The 17,540-nt window shown below is 71.4% G+C and carries 17 protein-coding genes; 13 read left to right on the plus strand and 4 right to left on the minus strand.

What is annotated here, in order from left to right; translation table 11 throughout:
- Positions 1-14: 14 nt before the first annotated feature.
- Genes ACFVZH_RS05010 through ACFVZH_RS05025 form a run of 4 tightly spaced genes read left to right on the plus strand, consistent with a single transcriptional unit; the run spans position 15 to position 3,217 of the window.
- The gene (locus ACFVZH_RS05010) at positions 15-1,058 is read left to right on the plus strand and encodes a PhoH family protein (protein WP_384893288.1); all 1,044 of its coding nucleotides are present in this window, start codon (positions 15-17) and stop codon (positions 1,056-1,058) included.
- An 11-nt stretch (positions 1,059-1,069) separates the two neighbouring features.
- A complete protein-coding gene (gene ybeY / locus ACFVZH_RS05015) occupies positions 1,070-1,567 on the plus strand; it encodes an rRNA maturation RNase YbeY (RefSeq protein WP_384893291.1) in 498 nt (165 codons plus the stop codon).
- Positions 1,568-1,571: 4 nt separating this feature from the next.
- On the plus strand, positions 1,572-2,867 hold the full coding sequence (locus ACFVZH_RS05020) for a hemolysin family protein (RefSeq protein WP_384893294.1): 1,296 nt from the start codon (positions 1,572-1,574) through the stop codon (positions 2,865-2,867).
- The gene (locus tag ACFVZH_RS05025) at positions 2,864-3,217 is read left to right on the plus strand and encodes an MmcQ/YjbR family DNA-binding protein (RefSeq protein ID WP_384893297.1); all 354 of its coding nucleotides are present in this window, start codon (positions 2,864-2,866) and stop codon (positions 3,215-3,217) included. The genes ACFVZH_RS05020 and ACFVZH_RS05025 overlap by 4 nt, the downstream gene beginning before the upstream one ends.
- 1 nt (position 3,218) lies before the next feature.
- Here the strand turns inward: ACFVZH_RS05025 and ACFVZH_RS05030 are convergent, their stop codons facing one another.
- Positions 3,219-4,622, minus strand: a complete 1,404-nt coding sequence (locus ACFVZH_RS05030) for an MFS transporter (RefSeq protein WP_384893300.1) — start codon at positions 4,620-4,622, stop codon at positions 3,219-3,221.
- A gap of 102 nt (positions 4,623-4,724) precedes the next feature.
- Here ACFVZH_RS05030 and ACFVZH_RS05035 point away from each other — a divergent pair, with 102 nt between their 5' ends.
- The 6 genes from ACFVZH_RS05035 (at position 4,725) to era (ending at position 10,268) form a co-directional block, all read left to right on the plus strand.
- A complete protein-coding gene (locus tag ACFVZH_RS05035) occupies positions 4,725-5,612 on the plus strand; it encodes a helix-turn-helix transcriptional regulator (RefSeq protein ID WP_384893303.1) in 888 nt (295 codons plus the stop codon).
- Between the two features lie 88 nt (positions 5,613-5,700).
- The gene (locus ACFVZH_RS05040) at positions 5,701-6,063 is read left to right on the plus strand and encodes a cytidine deaminase (protein WP_384893306.1); all 363 of its coding nucleotides are present in this window, start codon (positions 5,701-5,703) and stop codon (positions 6,061-6,063) included.
- Positions 6,064-6,267: 204 nt separating this feature from the next.
- On the plus strand, positions 6,268-6,747 hold the full coding sequence (locus ACFVZH_RS05045; protein ID WP_384893309.1) for a hypothetical protein: 480 nt from the start codon (positions 6,268-6,270) through the stop codon (positions 6,745-6,747).
- A gap of 205 nt (positions 6,748-6,952) precedes the next feature.
- Positions 6,953-8,284: a beta-xylosidase gene (locus tag ACFVZH_RS05050; protein ID WP_384893312.1), complete on the plus strand. Its 1,332-nt coding sequence runs from the start codon at positions 6,953-6,955 to the stop codon at positions 8,282-8,284.
- A gap of 67 nt (positions 8,285-8,351) precedes the next feature.
- Positions 8,352-9,296 carry a WxL protein peptidoglycan domain-containing protein gene (locus tag ACFVZH_RS05055; RefSeq protein ID WP_384893315.1) on the plus strand — a complete coding sequence of 315 codons (945 nt, stop codon included), beginning with the start codon at positions 8,352-8,354 and terminating at the stop codon, positions 9,294-9,296.
- 21 nt (positions 9,297-9,317) lie between these two features.
- On the plus strand, positions 9,318-10,268 hold the full coding sequence (gene era, locus ACFVZH_RS05060) for a GTPase Era (RefSeq protein ID WP_374115426.1): 951 nt from the start codon (positions 9,318-9,320) through the stop codon (positions 10,266-10,268).
- Between the two features lie 85 nt (positions 10,269-10,353).
- On the opposite strand, the gene ACFVZH_RS05065 is transcribed toward era, so the two are convergent.
- Positions 10,354-10,617, minus strand: a complete 264-nt coding sequence (locus ACFVZH_RS05065) for a protealysin inhibitor emfourin (RefSeq protein ID WP_384893318.1) — start codon at positions 10,615-10,617, stop codon at positions 10,354-10,356.
- Positions 10,618-10,637: 20 nt separating this feature from the next.
- Positions 10,638-11,690, minus strand: coding sequence for a M4 family metallopeptidase (locus ACFVZH_RS05070; protein ID WP_384893321.1), 1,053 nt, complete (start codon positions 11,688-11,690; stop codon positions 10,638-10,640).
- A gap of 292 nt (positions 11,691-11,982) precedes the next feature.
- Here ACFVZH_RS05070 and leuA point away from each other — a divergent pair, with 292 nt between their 5' ends.
- The 3 genes from leuA (at position 11,983) to ACFVZH_RS05085 (ending at position 16,139) form a co-directional block, all read left to right on the plus strand.
- Positions 11,983-13,746, plus strand: coding sequence for a 2-isopropylmalate synthase (gene leuA / locus ACFVZH_RS05075; RefSeq protein WP_384893324.1), 1,764 nt, complete (start codon positions 11,983-11,985; stop codon positions 13,744-13,746).
- A 237-nt stretch (positions 13,747-13,983) separates the two neighbouring features.
- A complete protein-coding gene (locus tag ACFVZH_RS05080; RefSeq protein ID WP_384893327.1) occupies positions 13,984-15,315 on the plus strand; it encodes a choice-of-anchor A family protein in 1,332 nt (443 codons plus the stop codon).
- A 131-nt stretch (positions 15,316-15,446) separates the two neighbouring features.
- Positions 15,447-16,139: a TerB family tellurite resistance protein gene (locus ACFVZH_RS05085; protein WP_384893329.1), complete on the plus strand. Its 693-nt coding sequence runs from the start codon at positions 15,447-15,449 to the stop codon at positions 16,137-16,139.
- A gap of 17 nt (positions 16,140-16,156) precedes the next feature.
- Here the strand turns inward: ACFVZH_RS05085 and ACFVZH_RS05090 are convergent, their stop codons facing one another.
- Positions 16,157-17,527: an FAD-binding oxidoreductase gene (locus tag ACFVZH_RS05090; RefSeq protein ID WP_384893332.1), complete on the minus strand. Its 1,371-nt coding sequence runs from the start codon at positions 17,525-17,527 to the stop codon at positions 16,157-16,159.
- Between the last annotated feature and the right edge of the window lie 13 nt (positions 17,528-17,540).

The following is a 17,540-nucleotide window of genomic DNA, read 5'->3' on the forward strand; positions in this document are numbered from 1 at the left end:
CACAGTGCCGGCCCATGACTCAGACACCCACAGCCCCCAACGGCGCGCCGCACGACGGCACGCCCGGTCAGGCCCGCGCCCAGTTCACGGTCCCCGCCAAGCACCCGATGGTGAGCCTCCTCGGCTCCGGTGACTCGCTGCTCCGCGTCATCGAGCGGTCGTTCCCGGGCTCGGACATCCACGTCCGGGGCAATCAGGTCAGCGCGGTCGGTGACGCGGCGGAAGTCGCCCTGATCCAGCGCCTGTTCGACGAGATGATGCTGGTGCTCCGCACCGGTCAGCCGATGACGGAGGACGCAGTGGAACGCTCGATCGCCATGCTCAGGGCGAGCGGAAACGGTTCGGCGGAGGGCGACGAGACCCCCGCCGAGGTACTCACGCAGAACATCCTCTCCAGCCGGGGCCGCACGATCCGCCCCAAGACGCTCAACCAGAAGCGGTACGTCGACGCGATCGACCACCACACGATCGTCTTCGGCATCGGCCCCGCCGGTACCGGCAAGACCTATCTCGCCATGGCCAAGGCGGTCCAGGCCCTGCAGTCCAAGCAGGTCACCCGGATCATCCTGACCCGCCCCGCCGTCGAGGCCGGCGAGCGTCTCGGCTTCCTCCCGGGCACGCTCTACGAGAAGATCGACCCCTACCTGCGCCCGCTCTACGACGCCCTGCACGACATGCTCGACCCCGACTCGATCCCCAAGCTGATGGCGAGCGGGACGATCGAGGTCGCGCCCCTGGCATATATGCGTGGCCGCACCCTGAACGACGCGTTCATCATCCTCGACGAGGCGCAGAACACGAACCCCGAGCAGATGAAGATGTTCCTGACGCGCCTCGGTTTCGACTCGAAGATCGTCATCACCGGTGACGTGACGCAGGTCGACCTGCCGAACGGGACGAAGAGCGGTCTCCGGCAGGTCCGCGACATCCTGGACGGTGTCCCGGACGTCCACTTCTCGATGCTCACGTCGCAGGATGTCGTCCGGCACAAGCTCGTCGGCCGTATCGTCGACGCGTACGAGCTGTACGACAGCCGAAACGGCCGCAACGGGAAGTAGCAACAAGCACCATGTCGATCGACGTCAACAACGAGTCCGGTACCGAGGTCGACGAGCAGGCGATCCTCGACATCGCCCGCTACGCGCTCGCGCGCATGCGCATCCACCCCCTCTCCGAGCTCTCGGTGATCGTCGTGGACGAGGAGGCGATGGAGCAGCTCCACATCCAGTGGATGGACCTGCCGGGGCCGACGGACGTCATGTCCTTCCCGATGGACGAGCTGCGTCCGCCGACGAAGGACGACGAGGAGCCCCCGCAGGGGCTCCTCGGCGACATCGTGCTCTGCCCCGAGGTCGCCACCCAGCAGGGCAAGGACGCGCCGACCGAGCACTCCATGGACGAGGAGCTCCAGCTGCTCACCGTCCACGGGGTGCTGCACCTCCTCGGGTACGACCACGAGGAGGCGGACGAGAAGGCCGAGATGTTCGGCCTCCAGGCGGCGATCGTCGACGGCTGGCGCGCGGAGAAGGGCCTCACCGGCCCGTCCCCGGCGCCGACCGTGTCCTGACCCGATGGACGTCTCGCTGATCCTCGGCGCCGTCGCGCTGATCATCGTGGCCTGGCTCGCCGCCTGCGCCGAGGCCGGACTCGCCCGTGTCTCCACCTTCCGCGCCGCCGAGGCCGTACGGTCCGGCCGGCGCGGGGCGGAGAAGCTGGCCCAGATCGCCGCCGACCCGACCCGCTACCTCAACGTGGCGCTGCTGGTCCGTGTCTCCTGCGAGATGGCGGCCGGCGTCCTCGTCACGTATGCCTGCCTGGAGGCGTTCCCGGAGACCTGGGAGGCGCTGCTCGTCGCGATCGCCGTGATGGTCCTCGTCTCGTACGTGGCCGTCGGCGTCTCGCCGCGCACCATCGGCCGCCAGCACCCGCTGAACACGGCGACCGCCGCCGCGTACGTCCTGCTGCCGCTGGCCCGGATCATGGGCCCGATCCCGCAGCTGCTCATCCTCATCGGCAACGCGCTGACCCCGGGCAAGGGCTTCCGCAAGGGGCCCTTCGCCTCGGAGGCCGAGCTGCGGGCGATGGTCGACCTCGCCGAGCAGGAGTCGCTGATCGAGGACGAGGAGCGCCGCATGGTGCACTCGGTCTTCGAGCTGGGCGACACGCTCGTCCGCGAGGTGATGGTGCCCCGGACGGACCTGGTCTGCATCGAGCGGTACAAGACGATCCGGCAGGCCCTCACGCTCGCGCTGCGCTCCGGTTTCTCCCGGATCCCGGTCACCGGCGAGAACGAGGACGACATCGTCGGCATCGTGTACCTGAAGGACCTGGTCCGCAAGACGCACATCAACCGGGACTCCGAGGCGGACGTCCTGTCGACCGCGATGCGGCCCGCCGCCTTCGTGCCGGACACCAAGAACGCCGGTGACCTGCTGCGCGAGATGCAGCAGGAGCGCAACCACGTCGCCGTCGTCATCGACGAGTACGGCGGCACGGCCGGCATCGTCACCATCGAGGACATCCTGGAGGAGATCGTCGGCGAGATCACCGACGAGTACGACCGGGAGCTGCCGCCGGTCCAGGACCTCGGCGAGGGCCGCCACCGGGTCACCGCCCGGCTGGACATCGGCGACCTGGGCGAGCTGTACGGCCTGGGTCCCGACGAGTACGACGACGAGGACGTGGAGACCGTCGGCGGGCTGCTCGCCAAGGCGCTCGGCCGGGTCCCGATCGCGGGTGCGAAGGCGGTGGTGGAGCTGCCGGACGGGCGTTCGCTGCGGCTGACGGCCGAGGCCCCGGCGGGCCGCCGGAACAAGATCGTCACCGTGCTCGTGGAGCCCCTGGAACCGAAGGAGGACCCGGCGTGACCCCCGACCGGCTGCGTGCTTTCTGCCTGGACTTCAACGACGCGACGGAGGAGTTCCCGTTCGGCCCGGACGTCTCCGTCTTCAAGGTCGCCGGGAAGATGTTCGCGCTGTCGTGGCTCGAAGCCGAGCCGCTGCGGGTCAACCTCAAGTGCGATCCGGACGAGGCGGTACGGCTCCGCGAGGAGCACCCGGCGATCGCCCCGGGGTACCACATGAACAAGCGGCACTGGAACACCGTGACCGTCGGAGAGCTCCCGGACCGGATGGTCCGGGAGCTCGTCGAGGACTCGTACGACCTGGTGGTCGCCGGTCTGCCGAAGGCCGTACGGCTGCGCCTCGACAGGCCGTAGTTCAGGACCTGCGCCGCAGGCCGAGGCCGACGAGGACCGCCGTGGCGACGACGATCGCCGCGTCCAGGGCGAGGACCGTGCGGACGCCGCCGTACAGGTCGCCGCCGGTCGTGGCGAGCACGCCGAGCAGCGGGATGCCGATCGTGAGGCCGACCTGCTGGGTGGTGGTGACCAGGCCGGTCGCCAGCCCCTGCTCCTCGTCCGGGACGCCCGAGGTGACGGTCAGCCCGTACGAGATGATCGCGCCCAGGTGGAACATGCAGGCCAGCGAGGCCGCGACGGTCGCCAGGACCACGCCCGAGTCCCGGCCGATGCCGAGGATCGCGGCGGTCAGCACGCCCTGTCCGGCGAGCGAGCCGACCAGGACACGGCGGGTGCCGAGCCGGCCGATCACCTTCGGCGCGAGGGTGCCGGCCAGGACCGCGGCCAGGCCCTGCACGCCGAAGACGAGACCGGTGGCGAAGGCCGAGAGCTCCAGGGTCTCCTGGAGGTACAGGGTCAGGACGAAGACGACGGTCGACATCATCGAGAAGGTGACGAGACCGGCCAGGTTGCCGAAGGCGACCGTCCGCTTCCGCAGCATCGGGAGCGAGACCAGCGGGGCCGCGTGCCGGGACTCGACCCGCACGAAGAGCGCGAGCAGCAGCACGCCTGCCACCAGGGTGACCAGCACGTCCGCGCCGCCGAAGCCGCGCTGGGCCGCCGTCGACAGGGCGTAGATCAGGGCGAGCAGACCGCCGGTGACGGTCACCGCGCCCGGCACGTCGAGCCGGGGCCGCTCGGGGGTGCGGGACTCGGGCAGCAGGCCCGGAGCCAGCGGCAGCACGACCAGGGTGAACAGGGCGAGCAGGCCCATCGTGGAGCGCCAGCCGAGGGTGTCGGTCATGACGCCGCCGAGCACCATGCCGACGGTGAATCCGAGGGAGAGCAGGGTGCCGGAGATGCCGAGCGCCCGGTCGCGCAGCGGCCCCTCGGGGAACGTGGTCGTCAGGAGCGACATGCCGGTGGGGACGATGGCGGCGGCGCCCAGGCCCTGGAGGGCGCGCCCGGTGAGGAAGACGGCCGGGTTCCAGGCGAAGGAGGCGAGCAGCGACGCGGCGCCGAAGAGCACGAGTCCGGCGAGGAACAGCTTCTTGCGTCCGTAGAGGTCGCCGATCCGTCCGAAGAGGAGCAGGAAGCCGCCGGACGGCAGGGCGAAGGCGGTGACGGCCCACTGGAGGGCGGACTGGCCGAGGCCGAGGTCGGCGCCGAGGACGGGCAGCGCCACGTTCAGGACGGAGAAGTCGAGCGCCACCATGAACTGGGCGGCGCAGAGCACGAAGAGGATGAGCCGGGTGCGGCCGGTGAGTGTCGGGGGAGCCGCGGGTGTGGTGGGGGCGGAGGGGGGAGAGGTCGTCGTTGCCATGGCCCCACCTTCGGCGTACGGGAACAACCGTGGGGAGCGGGAACTTATCCTGTTGGTCGCACCACCAGGCAACCACCATGCGTCCAGGGGGAGGAAGCACACGTGGCCACCGTTCTCGAGAGCACCGGTGCCAAGCAGCGCCGACTCGGCGAACTGCGCGAGTTCCTGATGAGCCGTCGGGCCCGTGTCACCCCGGCGGAGGCGGGACTCCCGGACGGCGGTGCGCGCCGCCGGACCCCGGGTCTGCGCCGGGAGGAGGTCGCGGTCCTCGCGGGCGTCGGCGTCTCCTGGTACCAGTGGCTGGAGCAGGGCCGGGACATCACGGTCTCGCCGCAGGTCCTCGACTCGGTCGCGCGGGTGCTGCGGCTGAGCCCGGCGGAGCGGCGCCATCTGTACGTCCTGGCGGCGCTGAACCCGCCGGCCCTGGAGGCGGCCCCGGAGGACCGGGACATGTGCGACGGGCTGCGGCGCCTGATCGACGCGTGGATGCCGTTCCCGGCGCACATCATGGACCAGTACTGGAACACGGTCATGTACAACGACGCGGCGGCGATCGTGCTCGGGATGCGGCCGGAGATCACCCAGAACTGCCTGATCGACTTCTTCACGGACCCGCTGTACCGCTCGCGGGTGGGTCATTGGGAGGAGATCGCGCCGAAGGTGGTCGCGCAGTTCCGTTCGGCGTGCTCGGAGTGCGACGACGACGGCGGCTTCCAGGCGGTGATCGGCGAGCTCAAGGAGCGCAGCGAGGAGTTCGTGGAGCTGTGGGAGCGGCGGGACATCCTGCCGGGCGGCCAGAACCGCAAGGAGCTGGAGCATCCGCTGGTCGGGACGCTGGTCGTCGAGGCGACCCAGCTCAGGGTCCCGGCCCGGCCGGACCTGGTCATCGTCATGCACACCCCGCTCCAGGAGGCGGACACGGCCGAGAAGCTGGAGTGGCTGGTGTCGCCCGCGGGACGCCGGGGTGCGATGTACCCGGTCGCGGGCTGAGGCCCGATCCGGTCGCGGGCTGAGACGATCCGGTCGAGGGGTGAGACGCCATCGGGGCGTCCAGGGACCCCGACCTATGCTCGGGGGCATGACACTCAGCAGCGAGCACGGCGACCTCGGCGCCGAGGACCTCAAGATCATCACCCTTGCGCGGAGCGCCCGAGCCCGTAACGGCGTGCCCGAGGGCGCGGCCGTGCGCGACGAGACGGGCCGGACCTACGTCGCCGGGACCGTGGAGCTGGAGTCGCTCAGGCTGAGCGCGCTGCGGACCGCGGTCGCGATGGCGGTGGCCAGCGGCGCCCGGTCGCTGGAGGCGGCGGCCGTCGTGTCGAACGCGGAGTCCGCGTCGGACGAGGACCGCGCGGCGGTGCGCGACCTCGGCGGGCCGCAGACCCCGGTGCTGCTCGCGGGCCCCGACGGGCAGCTGCGGACGGCCGTCACCGCCGGCTGAGCCGGACGGCGGGGAGCGTGATCCCGAGGGCCCGGCGGCGCGCCGGGCCCTTGCGCGTTTGTGAAGGATCACCGCATCTTCTCTTGCCTTCCCCGGTCGTCTGCGCATCAATGGCATCGGTTCGCCCGACGGACCGTCAGATGTTCGCCATCCACGCAGTGTCCGCACCCCTGCGTTCGTCATCGGAAGGGGTACGAACTCGCCATGAGAAGCAGAAGCACCTTAGGAACCGTCGCGGTACTCACCGGAGCGCTCGCCGCCGCCGGACTCGCCTTCGCCCCGACGGCCGGCGCAGTCTCGCCGGGCTCCGCCACGGCGACGTACGACTGTGGAACCTGGGGCGGTGGCACCGCCACCCTCACGGCCACGCAGAGCGGCACCGCCGCGACCGTCAAGCTCACCTCGGCCATCACGACCCCGATCGCGGTAGGCGCCGACACGATCAACGCCACCCTGACGATGGCCAAGGGCGGCGGCGGCACCCGGGTCTTCACCGGCAAGAAGAACCCGGCGCTCGGGGCCGGTCAGTCCGTCGTCATCGGCCCGCTCAACGGGACCGTGGCCTCGGGTGACAGCCTCAACTCGTACTTCGCGGGGGTCGCCCTCAAGATGGTGATCTTCGGGGTCACGGTGAACTGCGACGCACTCACGTCGCAGTCGCCCGGCCCGTTCGTCTTCAGCTGAGTCTGCTCCATCCCGGACCGGTGTCGCCTTCGGCGGCACCGGTCTCTGTCGTGTCCCGACCGCCGGTGACCTGGGGAAACGCCACCCGCATGCTGATCTTGACATTATCTGATGGGTCATCAGTCGATGTGTTTCGCTTCCCTTGACTTCTCTCCGCCCGCGGCCGTCAATGGCGCCCACTCAACCCTCAGGAGGGGGCACACCCATGGCACTCACCCGATCCCGGGCGGCGGCCCGAAGACGGCGCTGGACCGCCGTCCTCGGCGCCACCGCCCTCGCGGTCGCCGGCGGCGCGCTCGCGGCCCCGGCCGGCGCGGCCACGGCCTCCCAGCCGGTGGAATTCCAGACCCGCTGCGTCCCGCCGCCGATCGCCGGCATCCCGCCGATCACGGGCACCACGACCGCCGAGATCACGGTCGACAAGACCAGTCCCAAGGTCGGCGAGACCGTGACGGTCACCTACACGATCACCAAGCCCGCCGCGTCCAACCCCGTCGACCTCGCGCTCCCGGCGGACATCATGACGCCGACCGGCAAGGTCGTCCTCGGCGGCGCCCAGACCGGCCAGGTCACCGTCACCGGCCCCCGGAAGAACCCGCCGGTCCCCGGCAAGGGCTCCTTCCCGGCCTTCTCCATGACGGGCACCTTCACGGCCACCGAGGCGGGCTCGATCACCCTCTCGCCCGGCGACTACAACATCCACACCAGCTACCTCATGGAGCTGGACACCCCCTGTACGGTGCTCGACCCGCCGGCCCCGGTCTCCGAGACCGTCGTCGCGAGCCCCGTGACCAACCCCAACACCCGTACGCTCCAGCTCGACAACGCCTCCGGGGACCCCGGCGTCCGGGTCACCGTCACCGGAAGCAGGTTCACCCCCCTCACCGAGGTCACCGTCGTCGGCCGGGCCGGAGCGGCGGAGACCGCCGACCGGATGACCGTCACGACCGACAGCGAGGGCGGGTTCGCCGCGCGCCTGAAGGTCAACGACGTGGCGACCACCGGGATCGTGGCGTACGAGGGTGCGGCCTGGGACCCCGACAAGGGTGCCGGACCCGCCGCGTACAAGGTCGTCGTACCGGCCCCGCCGAACAGCCAGACGATCACCGCGGCCGTCAACGCCGGCGAGCTGTCCATGACCCAGGCCGGGGACGCCGTCCAGCTGTCCGCCGTCGACTTCGGCCAGGGCGGCGCGGCCACCGGCGCCCTGCAGACGGTGACCGTCAAGGACTTCCGCGGCGGCCCCGCGGGATGGTCCCTGACCGGCAAGGTCACCGACTTCGCCGGACCCGGCGGAGCCATCGGCGCCGGGAACCTCCGCTGGACGCCCGCCTGCACCGCCAAGGCCGGCAGCCCCAGCGCCTGTGCGGCCGGGTCGGCCGGACCGGTCGGCAGCGGCGGCGCGACCCTCGCCTCCACCCCGAACGGCACCCTCACGGGCGGCGAGTTCACCGTCGACGCACAGCTCTCCCTCGACGTCCCGGCGTTCACCGCGCCCGGCGCGTACGCGGGCGTGCTGACGCTGACGCTGTCCTGACCACCCGCGGGCCGGGCGCGCACCCGGCCGGCCCGCTCCGTCTCCGCACCCCGGGGGGTTCCGCACCGTGCGCAAGCTGTACGTACTCCTCCTGAGCGTCCTCGTCGCGCTGCTCGCCCCCGCGCCCGGCGCGCGGGCCGCCGAGAACGGCGAATGGGCCGTGTACCCGGCGGCCGCCCGGCTGGGCAGCCGCCCGTACTTCTTCCTCTCCGCCGACCCCGGCGCCACCCTCACCGACCGGGTGACCGTCGCCAACAAGACCGCCGCCCCGCTCACCTTCCGGCTGTACGGCGCCGACGCCTACAACACCGACCGGGACGGCGGCTTCGCCGTCCGCACCCGGCAGGAGAAGCAGACCGGCGCCGGTGCCTGGATCACGCCCGAGCGGAGCCGGATCACCGTCCCGCCCCGCTCCGCCGTCACCGTGGCGTACACCCTGACCGTGCCCGCCGACGCCGACCCCGGCGACCACCCCGGCGCCCTCGTCGCGCTCGACGAGCGGATCAGCCCCGGCGGGAAGGGGGCCGTCGCCGTCGGCGTGCAGCGCGCGGTCGCCGCCCGCCTCTACCTCCGGGTCAACGGGCCGACCCTCTCGGCCCTCGCCGTCGAGGACGTCACCCTCGACCAGGACCGGCCGCTCGTCCCCGGCACCCGCACGAGCAGCGCGGTCGTCTCGTACACCCTGCACAACCGGGGAAACGTCACCCTCAACCCCCAGGTCGCCCTGAAGGCCCGGGGGCTCTTCGGCCGCACCCTCCTCGACCGCGACCTGGCCGAGGTCCCGTCCGAGCTGCTGCCCCGCCAGAAGATCCGGCTCACCGAGCGCTGGACCGGCTCCCCCCAGCTCGACTGGGGCGACATCACCCTCACGGCCACCGCGAAGGACGTGCGGGAGACCGGCACGGTGTCCTTCCTGGCCGTGCCCTGGCTCGCCGCCGCGGTCCTCCTCGTGGGCGGCGCGGCCGGGGTCTACGGCCTGCGGATACGACGCCGCCGGGCACTGAGTGCGTGAGGCGGGCGCTCATCGGGGACAATGGCCCCCATGAGCGCTCGCAACCAAGAAACCGAAGCCGTCCACCGGGCCGGCTTCGCCTGCTTCGTCGGCCGCCCCAACGCGGGCAAGTCCACTCTCACGAACGCTCTGGTCGGTCAGAAGGTGGCCATCACCTCGAACCGGCCGCAGACCACCCGGCACACCGTCCGGGGCATCGTGCACCGCCCCGAGGCGCAGCTGATCCTGGTGGACACCCCCGGCCTCCACAAGCCGCGGACCCTCCTCGGTGAGCGGCTCAACGACGTCGTGCGCACCACCTGGGCCGAGGTCGACGTGATCGGCTTCTGCCTGCCCGCCGACCAGAAGCTCGGCCCCGGTGACAAGTTCATCGCCAAGGAACTCGCCGGGATCAAGAAGACCCCCAAGGTCGCCATCATCACCAAGACCGACCTGGTCGACTCCAAGACCCTCGCCGAGCAGCTGATCGCCGTCGACCAGCTCGGCAAGGAGCTGGGCTTCGAGTGGGCACAGATCGTCCCGGTCTCGGCCGTCGGCAACAAGCAGGTCCAGCTCGTCGCCGACCTCCTCATCCCGCTCCTCCCGGAGTCCCCGCCGCTCTACCCGGAGGGCGACCTGACGGACGAGCCGGAGCAGGTCATGGTCGCGGAGCTGATCCGCGAGGCCGCGCTCGAAGGCGTACGGGACGAGCTGCCGCACTCGATCGCGGTCGTCGTCGAGGAGATGATCCCGCGCGAGAACCGCCCGGCGGACCGGCCGCTGCTCGACATCCACGCCAACGTGTACATCGAGCGCCCCAGCCAGAAGGGCATCATCATCGGCCCGAAGGGCAGCCGCCTCAAGGAGGTCGGCATGAAGTCCCGCAAGCACATCGAGGCCCTCCTCGGCACCCCCGTCTTCCTCGACCTCCACGTCAAGGTCGCGAAGGACTGGCAGCGCGACCCCAAGCAGCTGCGCAAGCTCGGTTTCTAGCCCTCCGGCCCCCTCCGGCCCCCTCCGGGGCCGGAGGACCGAATGGCGTCGGTCACCGCCGCCGCGTGTGACGCGGGGGCGCGGCTCAGGCGCCTTCTTTGAGGACCCTCGCGATGAGGGTCCTCTGCGCGTCCGTGAGGCGCGGGTCGCGGCAGCGGACTGTGCGGTCGCCGACGGTGATCTCGTAGGAGAAGCCGTCCGGCACGCCCCGGCCGCCGTCGTCGCCGTCGGCGAGGACGGCCCCGGCCAGGGTGTGCCAGTCGGCCGCGTCGGGCCGGCCGGAGGTCTCCACCTCCGCCGACCGCTCGATGCCCGCGAAGCCGCCCGTGCGCCGCACTCGAATCCGCATGGGCCTTGTCTACCAGCCCGTCAGTCGGTGGGCACCCCCACCGCCGCCCACGACTTCAGGACCGCCTGGATCTCCGCGCCGTCGCCGTACCGCGCCTTCGCCGCCGCCACCGTGGCCGCCGCGAACTCCGAGAAGCGGGCCTCGGGGGTGAGGCCGCCGCCGGTCATCACGTCGTACCAGATCTGCCCGGCGCGCTCCCAGGCGTTGCCGCCGAGCTCGGTCGCGACCAGGTAGAAGGCGTGGTTGGGGATGCCGGAGTTGATGTGCACCCCGCCGTTGTCGCGGCCGGTGCGGACGTAGTCGTCCATGTGGCCGGGCTGCGGGTCCTTGCCGAGGACGTCGTCGTCGTACGCGGTGCCCGGCGCCTTCATGGAGCGCAGCGCCGTCCCCTGCACGTTCGGGTGGAAGAGGCCCTCGCCGATGAGCCAGTCGGCCTGCTCGGCGCTCTGCCCGCGCGCGTACTGCTTCACGAGCGAGCCGAAGACGTCGGAGACCGACTCGTTGAGGGCACCGGACTGGCTGAAGTACTCCAGGTTCGCCGTGTACTGGGTGAAGCCGTGGGCGAGCTCGTGGCCGATGACGTCCACGGGCAGGGTGAAGTCGAGGAAGATCTCGTCGTCGCCGTCGCCGAACACCATCTGCTCGCCGTTCCAGAAGGCGTTGCCGTAGTTCTCGTCGTAGTGGACGGAGGCGATCAGCGGGAGTCCCGAGCCGTCGACCGAGTCGTGCCCGAAGGCGTTCAGGAAGAGGTCGAAGGTGGCGCCGAGGCCCGCGTACGCCCGGTTGACGGTGGCGTCGCCGACCGCCTCCTCGCCCTCGCCGCGGACCTTGGCGCCCGGCAGGTCGGTGCCGCGCCCGCAGTCGTGGACGGTGCGGTGGGGCCGGCCGGTGTCGCCGGCGGCGAGCGTCGGCGCCGCGCCGGGCAGGGGCAGCACGCGGAAGGTGCGGGCGGCGGCGTCGGCGACCAGGGTGCGGCGGGCGGCGGAGGCGACCGCCGCGTTCGAGGAGCGGGCCAGGTGCTCCAGGAGGTGGGGAGGGACGATCGAGCAGAAGACGGACGTCTGGGGAGTCATCCCTGCAATGTGGCACTGTGTGACCCCGCTGTCACGAGGGGAGACGAGGATTGGCGAAATGGAGTGATGCGTCACTGTTCGGGCTTGACGCGGAGGCCGTCCCGCATACTGGAACGGGACGTCCGCCTCCGCGTCCCTGGGCTAAGCTGCGGCACATCATGCGTTTCGGGCTGCTTCTCCTTAGCTGCCGCGGCGAGGGCCTGTAGTCGTAGGCCGACCCCCTCCCCGCGGGACCTGGTGTTGCGTTCGACAGTCGGCCGTCCCTCCCGTTGGACCCGAGGAGCCCTACGCAATGTCCCAGTCCCCCTTCATCGGCCGGCCCACGCCCATCACCAACGCGACGCAGCTGCAGAAGTCGTCCGGGATGCCGATCCACAAGTACGGCCGGTACGAGGCCGTCGAGATCCCCGACCGCACCTGGCCCGGGCAGCGGATCACCAAGGCGCCGCGCTGGCTGTCGACCGATCTGCGCGACGGCAACCAGGCCCTGATCGACCCGATGTCCCCGGCCCGCAAGCGCGAGATGTTCGACCTGCTGGTCCGCATGGGCTACAAGGAGATCGAGGTCGGCTTCCCGTCCTCCGGCGAGACCGACTTCGCGTTCGTGCGCTCCATCATCGAAGAGGGCGCGATCCCGGACGACGTCACCATCTCCGTACTGACCCAGGCCCGCGAGGACCTGATCGAGCGGACCGTGGAGTCCCTGGTCGGCGCCAAGCGTGCCACCGTCCACCTGTACAACGCCACCGCCCCCACGTTCCGCCGGGTCGTCTTCCGCGGTTCGAAGGAGCAGATCAAGCAGATCGCCGTGGACGGCACGCGGCTGGTGATGGAGTACGCGGAGAAGCTGCTCGACGAGCGCACGGTCTTCGGCTACCAGTACAGCCCCGAGATCTTCACCGACACCGAGCTGGACTTCGCCCTGGAGGTCTGCGAGGCGGTCTGTGACGTCTGGCAGCCCGGCCCGGGCCGCGAGATCATCCTCAACCTGCCCGCCACCGTGGAGCGTTCGACGCCGTCCACGCACGCGGACCGGTTCGAGTGGATGTCCCGGAACCTGACCCGCCGCGAGCACGTCTGCCTGTCGGTCCACCCGCACAACGACCGCGGCACGGCGGTCGCGGCGGCCGAGCTGGCCGTCATGGCCGGCGCGGACCGCATCGAGGGCTGCCTGTTCGGCCAGGGCGAGCGGACCGGCAACGTCGACCTGGTGACCCTGGGCATGAACCTGTTCAGCCAGGGAGTCGACCCGCAGATCGACTTCTCGCAGATCGACGAGATCCGCCGCACCTCCGAGTACTGCAACCAGATGGAGGTCCACCCGCGCCACCCCTACGCGGGCGACCTGGTCTACACCGCCTTCTCCGGCTCCCACCAGGACGCCATCAAGAAGGGCTTCGACGCGATGGAGGCCGACGCGGCCGCCGCCGGCAAGACCGTCGACGACATCGAGTGGGCGGTGCCGTACCTGCCGATCGACCCCAAGGACGTCGGCCGCTCGTACGAGGCCGTGATCCGGGTCAACTCGCAGTCCGGCAAGGGCGGTATCGCGTACGTCCTGAAGAACGACCACAAGCTGGACCTGCCCCGCCGGATGCAGATCGAGTTCTCGAAGATCATCCAGCAGAAGACCGACGCCGAGGGCGGCGAGGTCACGCCGGCCGCGATCTGGTCCGTCTTCCAGGACGAGTACCTGCCCAACCCGGACAACGCCTGGGGACGCATCCAGCTGCGCTCCGGCCAGAGCACCTCCGACACCGACGGCACGGACACGCTGACCGTCGAGGCGGTCGTGGACGGTGCCGAGACCGTGCTGTCCGGCTCCGGCAACGGCCCGATCTCGGCCTTCTTCGCCGCGCTGCAGTCGATCGGCGTGGACGCCCGCCTGCTGGACTACCAGGAGCACACGATGAGCGAGGGCGCCTCCGCGCAGGCCGCCTCGTACATCGAGTGCGCCATCGACGGCCAGGTCCTGTGGGGCATCGGCATCGACGCCAACACCACCCGCGCCTCCCTGAAGGCGGTCATCTCGGCGGTCAACCGCTCCGCCCGCTGACCCGCCCCACCCTCCGCCGCCGCCCCGCACCCTCCCTTCCGGAGGGGGCGGGGCGGTGTCGCGTGTGAGCTGCGTCACGGTTTCAGGTTCGCTTAAGGAAGATCGTTCCGTGATGCCGGAATCAGGACCGTATGGGGTGAGTTGACGGCAGATCGGGGAATGGCGGAAGGTCGGCTCGTCCGCTCGGACACGCCCCCCACGCGCCCTCTCCGTACCTCCCCTGACCTGGAGTTTCGCATGCGCACGACCGCTGCCGTGGCCGCCGTTCTCGCGGTGACCGGTGCCGCCCTCACCTGGGCCCCCGCCGCTTCCGCCACGACCTCCACGGAGTGTGCGGGCCATCCGCTCGGAACGGCCGGTCTGTACGCCGAGTTCGTCGAGAAGGACTCCGTCCGGCACTCCGACTCCGAGGGCGCGGTCGCAGTCGGCGGGGACGCGTACTTCGGCGACCCGGCGAAGCCCTCCGGCTTCTCCATCGGCCACAAGCTGACCGGCGCCGACCTGGCGAAGCTGCCCGGCGGCCGCAGCCTGGTCGTCGGCGGCACCCTCTACGCGAACCAGGTCGTCCTCGACCACGGCACCGGCGTGGCCGGCAAGGTCGTCGACCGCTCCACCCCGGGGCAGGGCTTCGGCGTCGACGGCGGCAAGGTCGCGACGGGCGAGTCCCCGGTCGACTTCGCGCGGGAGTTCAAGAACCTCCGCGCGCTGTCCACCGGCTGGGCGGGCGTCCGGCCCAACGGCGAGATCGCCGCGAGCTCCCAAGGGCTGTTCCTCACCGGTACCGACGCGAAACTCAACGTCTTCGCGGTGAACGCCGCCGACCTGGAGAAGGTCCGCGCGATCACCCTGGACGTCCCGGTCGGCTCCTCGACCCTGGTGAACGTGCTCGGCGCCTCGTACGACATGAGCACCTCGGCCACCTACGGCGTCTACTACAAGAACCTCGACGGGGGCGGCGCCGTCATCGACGACTACAACGTGCCGCGCGACGAGTACCGCCAGATCCGCGCCAAGCTGCTGTGGAACTTCCCGCAGGCCGAGAGCGTGAAGAAGAACTACACCTCCTGGCCGGGCACGATCCTCGCGCCGAACGCCACCGTCGAGATGGGCGGGAAGAACGTCGGCCCCGGGCACGTCAACGGCTCCGTCATCGCCGAGGCGCTCGTCACGGTCCCCGGCGCCGAGACCCACCAGATGAACTTCACCGGCTGCCTGCCCAAGGGCACGGAGCCGGGCCCGGTCGTCACCCCGGAGACGCCGAAGCCGACCGAGAAGCCCGTCCCGACTCCGCCGCCGGCCCCGGAGGAGACCCCCGGCGAGGGCGGCGCGACCCCCGGCGCCTCCGCGACCCCGGAGGGCTCCGCCTCCCCGTCCGCGCCCGCCGGCCCCGGCGAGGCCACCACCGCCCCGGGTGCCACCCCGGCGCCGGCACCGTCCGCCACCCCGGAGGGTGATCTCGCGACGACCGGTTCGGCCATCGGTCCTGGTGTGATCGGTGCCGCGGTGGCCGCGGTCGTCATCGGCGGAGGCTTCCTGGCCTTCGGAAAGCGTCGTCGCCGCGCCTCCTGAGCTCCCCGGCCGGATGACGTGTCTCGGCCAACTCCGAGGTGAACTCCTGACGGGGTGCTGACGTCGCATCAAGGATGTGGCTAACATCACGCCAACGCCGGCAGTGCAGCCGGGCCGTTGAGGAGGTGCGTGTGCGGTCTGCCCGGAATTCACGTGGTGGGAAAGTGGGCGTCTGCGGAATCCGCACCTCCTGGAACACGGTCGGAGACGGCGAGTTCTTCTGCGAGGAGTGCGGGGGCGACCGCAACTACCGGCGGCGCACCGGCCGCCGCAGGTTCGCCGTCCTGGGCGTCCCGGTCCTGCCGCGCGGCTGTACGGGCCCCGTCGTCGAATGCGCGGCCTGCCACACGCACTTCGGCACGGAGGTCCTCGACCACCCGACGACGAGCCGCTTCTCGGCGATGCTGCGGGACGGCGTGCACACCGTCGCCCTTGCCGTGCTCGCGGCCGGCGGCACCGGCTCCCGCGCGGTCCTGGACCGCGCGGTGAGCGCGGTCCGGTCCGCCGGCTTCGCCGAGTGCACGGCCGTCCAGCTCGTCGACCTCGTCGAGGCGCTGGAGGCCGACACCGGGCGGTTCATGCCCGAGGTGAACCCCGAGGGCACGCTCCTCGCGATCGAGCTCCACGAGGCCCTGGAGCCGCTCACCCCGCACCTGGCGCCCGCCGGGCGGGAGGCGATCCTGCTCCAGGCCGCGCGGATCGCGCTCGCCGACGGGGCGTACAGCCCGGCCGAGATGGAGGTCCTCGGGACCGTCGGGAACGCGCTCGCGTTCGCCCCCGACGACACGGTCCGGCTGCTCGCCTCGGCCCGGACGGTGTCGTAGGGGATGCCCTGAGGGGCTCAGGGGACGATGTTCTGGTTGAGCCGGAACACGTTGTCCGGGTCGTACCGGCGCTTGACCTCGCGCAGCCGGTCGTAGTTCTGGCGGTAGTTGACCCGCACCCGGTCCTGGTCGTCGGTGTCCATGAAGTTCACGTAGCCGCCCTCCTGGGTGTGCGGCCGCAGCTCCTCGTCGTAGGCGCGGGTCCAGGCGATGTTCCGCTCCGAGTCCGCCGGGTCGGTCCAGGTGCCGCCGAAGGAGTGCGAGAAGACGGCGTCGCGGTAGGCGAAGGCGGTGTCCTCCGGTCCCACCTCGTGGCAGGCCCCGTCGATCGGGAAGATGGCCGTGTCCGACTCCAGCGACGGCATCGTCTCGCCGAACGCCATGTGGGCCGCGATGGCGCCGTCGGAGAGTTCGCGGCTGAAGTTGCCCTTCCAGTAGTGGTAGAGCCCCGGCGGCAGCTGCTCGTCGAAGAGGGTGTTGATGACCGGGTACGGCATGCGGTCCATGAACCGGCCGACGACCGGGCCGAGCCCGTCCAGGCGGGCCAGCACCTTCTCGTCCTCCGTCGCGGAGCCGGTGAAGCAGGTGAACGCGGCGCAGATCGGGCGGCCGTGCCAGCGCTCCGGCAGGAACGGCTCCTCGGGACCGAGCGCGATCACGAAGATCGAGTTGAGCTCGACCGGCGCGTCCGCGTTCATCGACCGCCAGGCGCGGGCCACGTCCCCGTCCAGCGGGTAGCAGGTGATCCCGCCGAAGACGACGTCGACGGGGTGCAGCCGGTAGGCGAGCGAGGTGACGACACCGAAGTTCCCGCCGCCGCCGCGCAGCGCCCAGAACAGGTCCGCGTGGCGCTCGGCGTCGCAGGACACGAGCGTCCCCTCGGCGGTCACCACGTCCGCCGCGACCAGGTTGTCGCAGCTCAGCCCGTACCGGCGGGCCAGGTGCCCCATGCCACCGCCGAGCGTCAGACCGCCGACGCCGGTCGTGGAGACCACCCCGCCGGTGGTCGCGAGCCCGAAGGCGTGGGTGGCGTGGTTGAAGTCGCCCCAGGTGGCGCCGCCCTCGGCCCGTGCCGTACGCGCCTCCGGGTCGACCCGGACCCCGCGCATCCGGGACAGGTCGACGACGAGGCCGTCGTCCACGGTGCCGAACCCGGCGACCGAGTGGGAGCCGCCGCGCACCGCCGTCGGGAGGCCGTGCTCCCGGGCGTACAGCACCGCCGCGATGACGTCGCCGGCGTCCACGGCGTGGACGACGACGGCCGGCCGGCGGTCGTGCAGGGCGTTGTAGACCCGGCGGGAGACGTCGTACGACGGGTCGCCGCGGGTGACGACGGTGCCGCGCACGGCACCGCGGAGCGTGTCCAGGGGGTTGGTCGTGGTGGTCATGGTTCCGGTGTAG

The sequence above is a fragment of the Streptomyces sp. NPDC059534 genome (assembly GCF_042743475.1).
In the GTDB taxonomy this organism is placed as follows: Bacteria; Actinomycetota; Actinomycetes; order Streptomycetales; family Streptomycetaceae; genus Streptomyces.

Excerpts from the sequence above, each read along its gene's own strand:
- ACFVZH_RS05010 (WP_384893288.1), top strand. The coding sequence starts at position 15 with ATGACTCAGACACCCACAGCCCCCAACGGCGCGCCGCACGACGGCACG.
- ybeY (WP_384893291.1), top strand. The coding sequence starts at position 1,070 with ATGTCGATCGACGTCAACAACGAGTCCGGTACCGAGGTCGACGAGCAG.
- ACFVZH_RS05020 (WP_384893294.1), top strand. The coding sequence starts at position 1,572 with ATGGACGTCTCGCTGATCCTCGGCGCCGTCGCGCTGATCATCGTGGCC.
- ACFVZH_RS05030 (WP_384893300.1), bottom strand. The coding sequence starts at position 4,622 with ATGGCAACGACGACCTCTCCCCCCTCCGCCCCCACCACACCCGCGGCT.
- ACFVZH_RS05040 (WP_384893306.1), top strand. The coding sequence starts at position 5,701 with ATGACACTCAGCAGCGAGCACGGCGACCTCGGCGCCGAGGACCTCAAG.
- ACFVZH_RS05045 (WP_384893309.1), top strand. The coding sequence starts at position 6,268 with ATGAGAAGCAGAAGCACCTTAGGAACCGTCGCGGTACTCACCGGAGCG.
- ACFVZH_RS05050 (WP_384893312.1), top strand. The coding sequence starts at position 6,953 with ATGGCACTCACCCGATCCCGGGCGGCGGCCCGAAGACGGCGCTGGACC.
- era (WP_374115426.1), top strand. The coding sequence starts at position 9,318 with ATGGCCCCCATGAGCGCTCGCAACCAAGAAACCGAAGCCGTCCACCGG.
- ACFVZH_RS05065 (WP_384893318.1), bottom strand. The coding sequence starts at position 10,617 with ATGCGGATTCGAGTGCGGCGCACGGGCGGCTTCGCGGGCATCGAGCGG.
- ACFVZH_RS05070 (WP_384893321.1), bottom strand. The coding sequence starts at position 11,690 with ATGACTCCCCAGACGTCCGTCTTCTGCTCGATCGTCCCTCCCCACCTC.
- leuA (WP_384893324.1), top strand. The coding sequence starts at position 11,983 with ATGTCCCAGTCCCCCTTCATCGGCCGGCCCACGCCCATCACCAACGCG.
- ACFVZH_RS05080 (WP_384893327.1), top strand. The coding sequence starts at position 13,984 with ATGCGCACGACCGCTGCCGTGGCCGCCGTTCTCGCGGTGACCGGTGCC.
- ACFVZH_RS05090 (WP_384893332.1), bottom strand. The coding sequence starts at position 17,527 with ATGACCACCACGACCAACCCCCTGGACACGCTCCGCGGTGCCGTGCGC.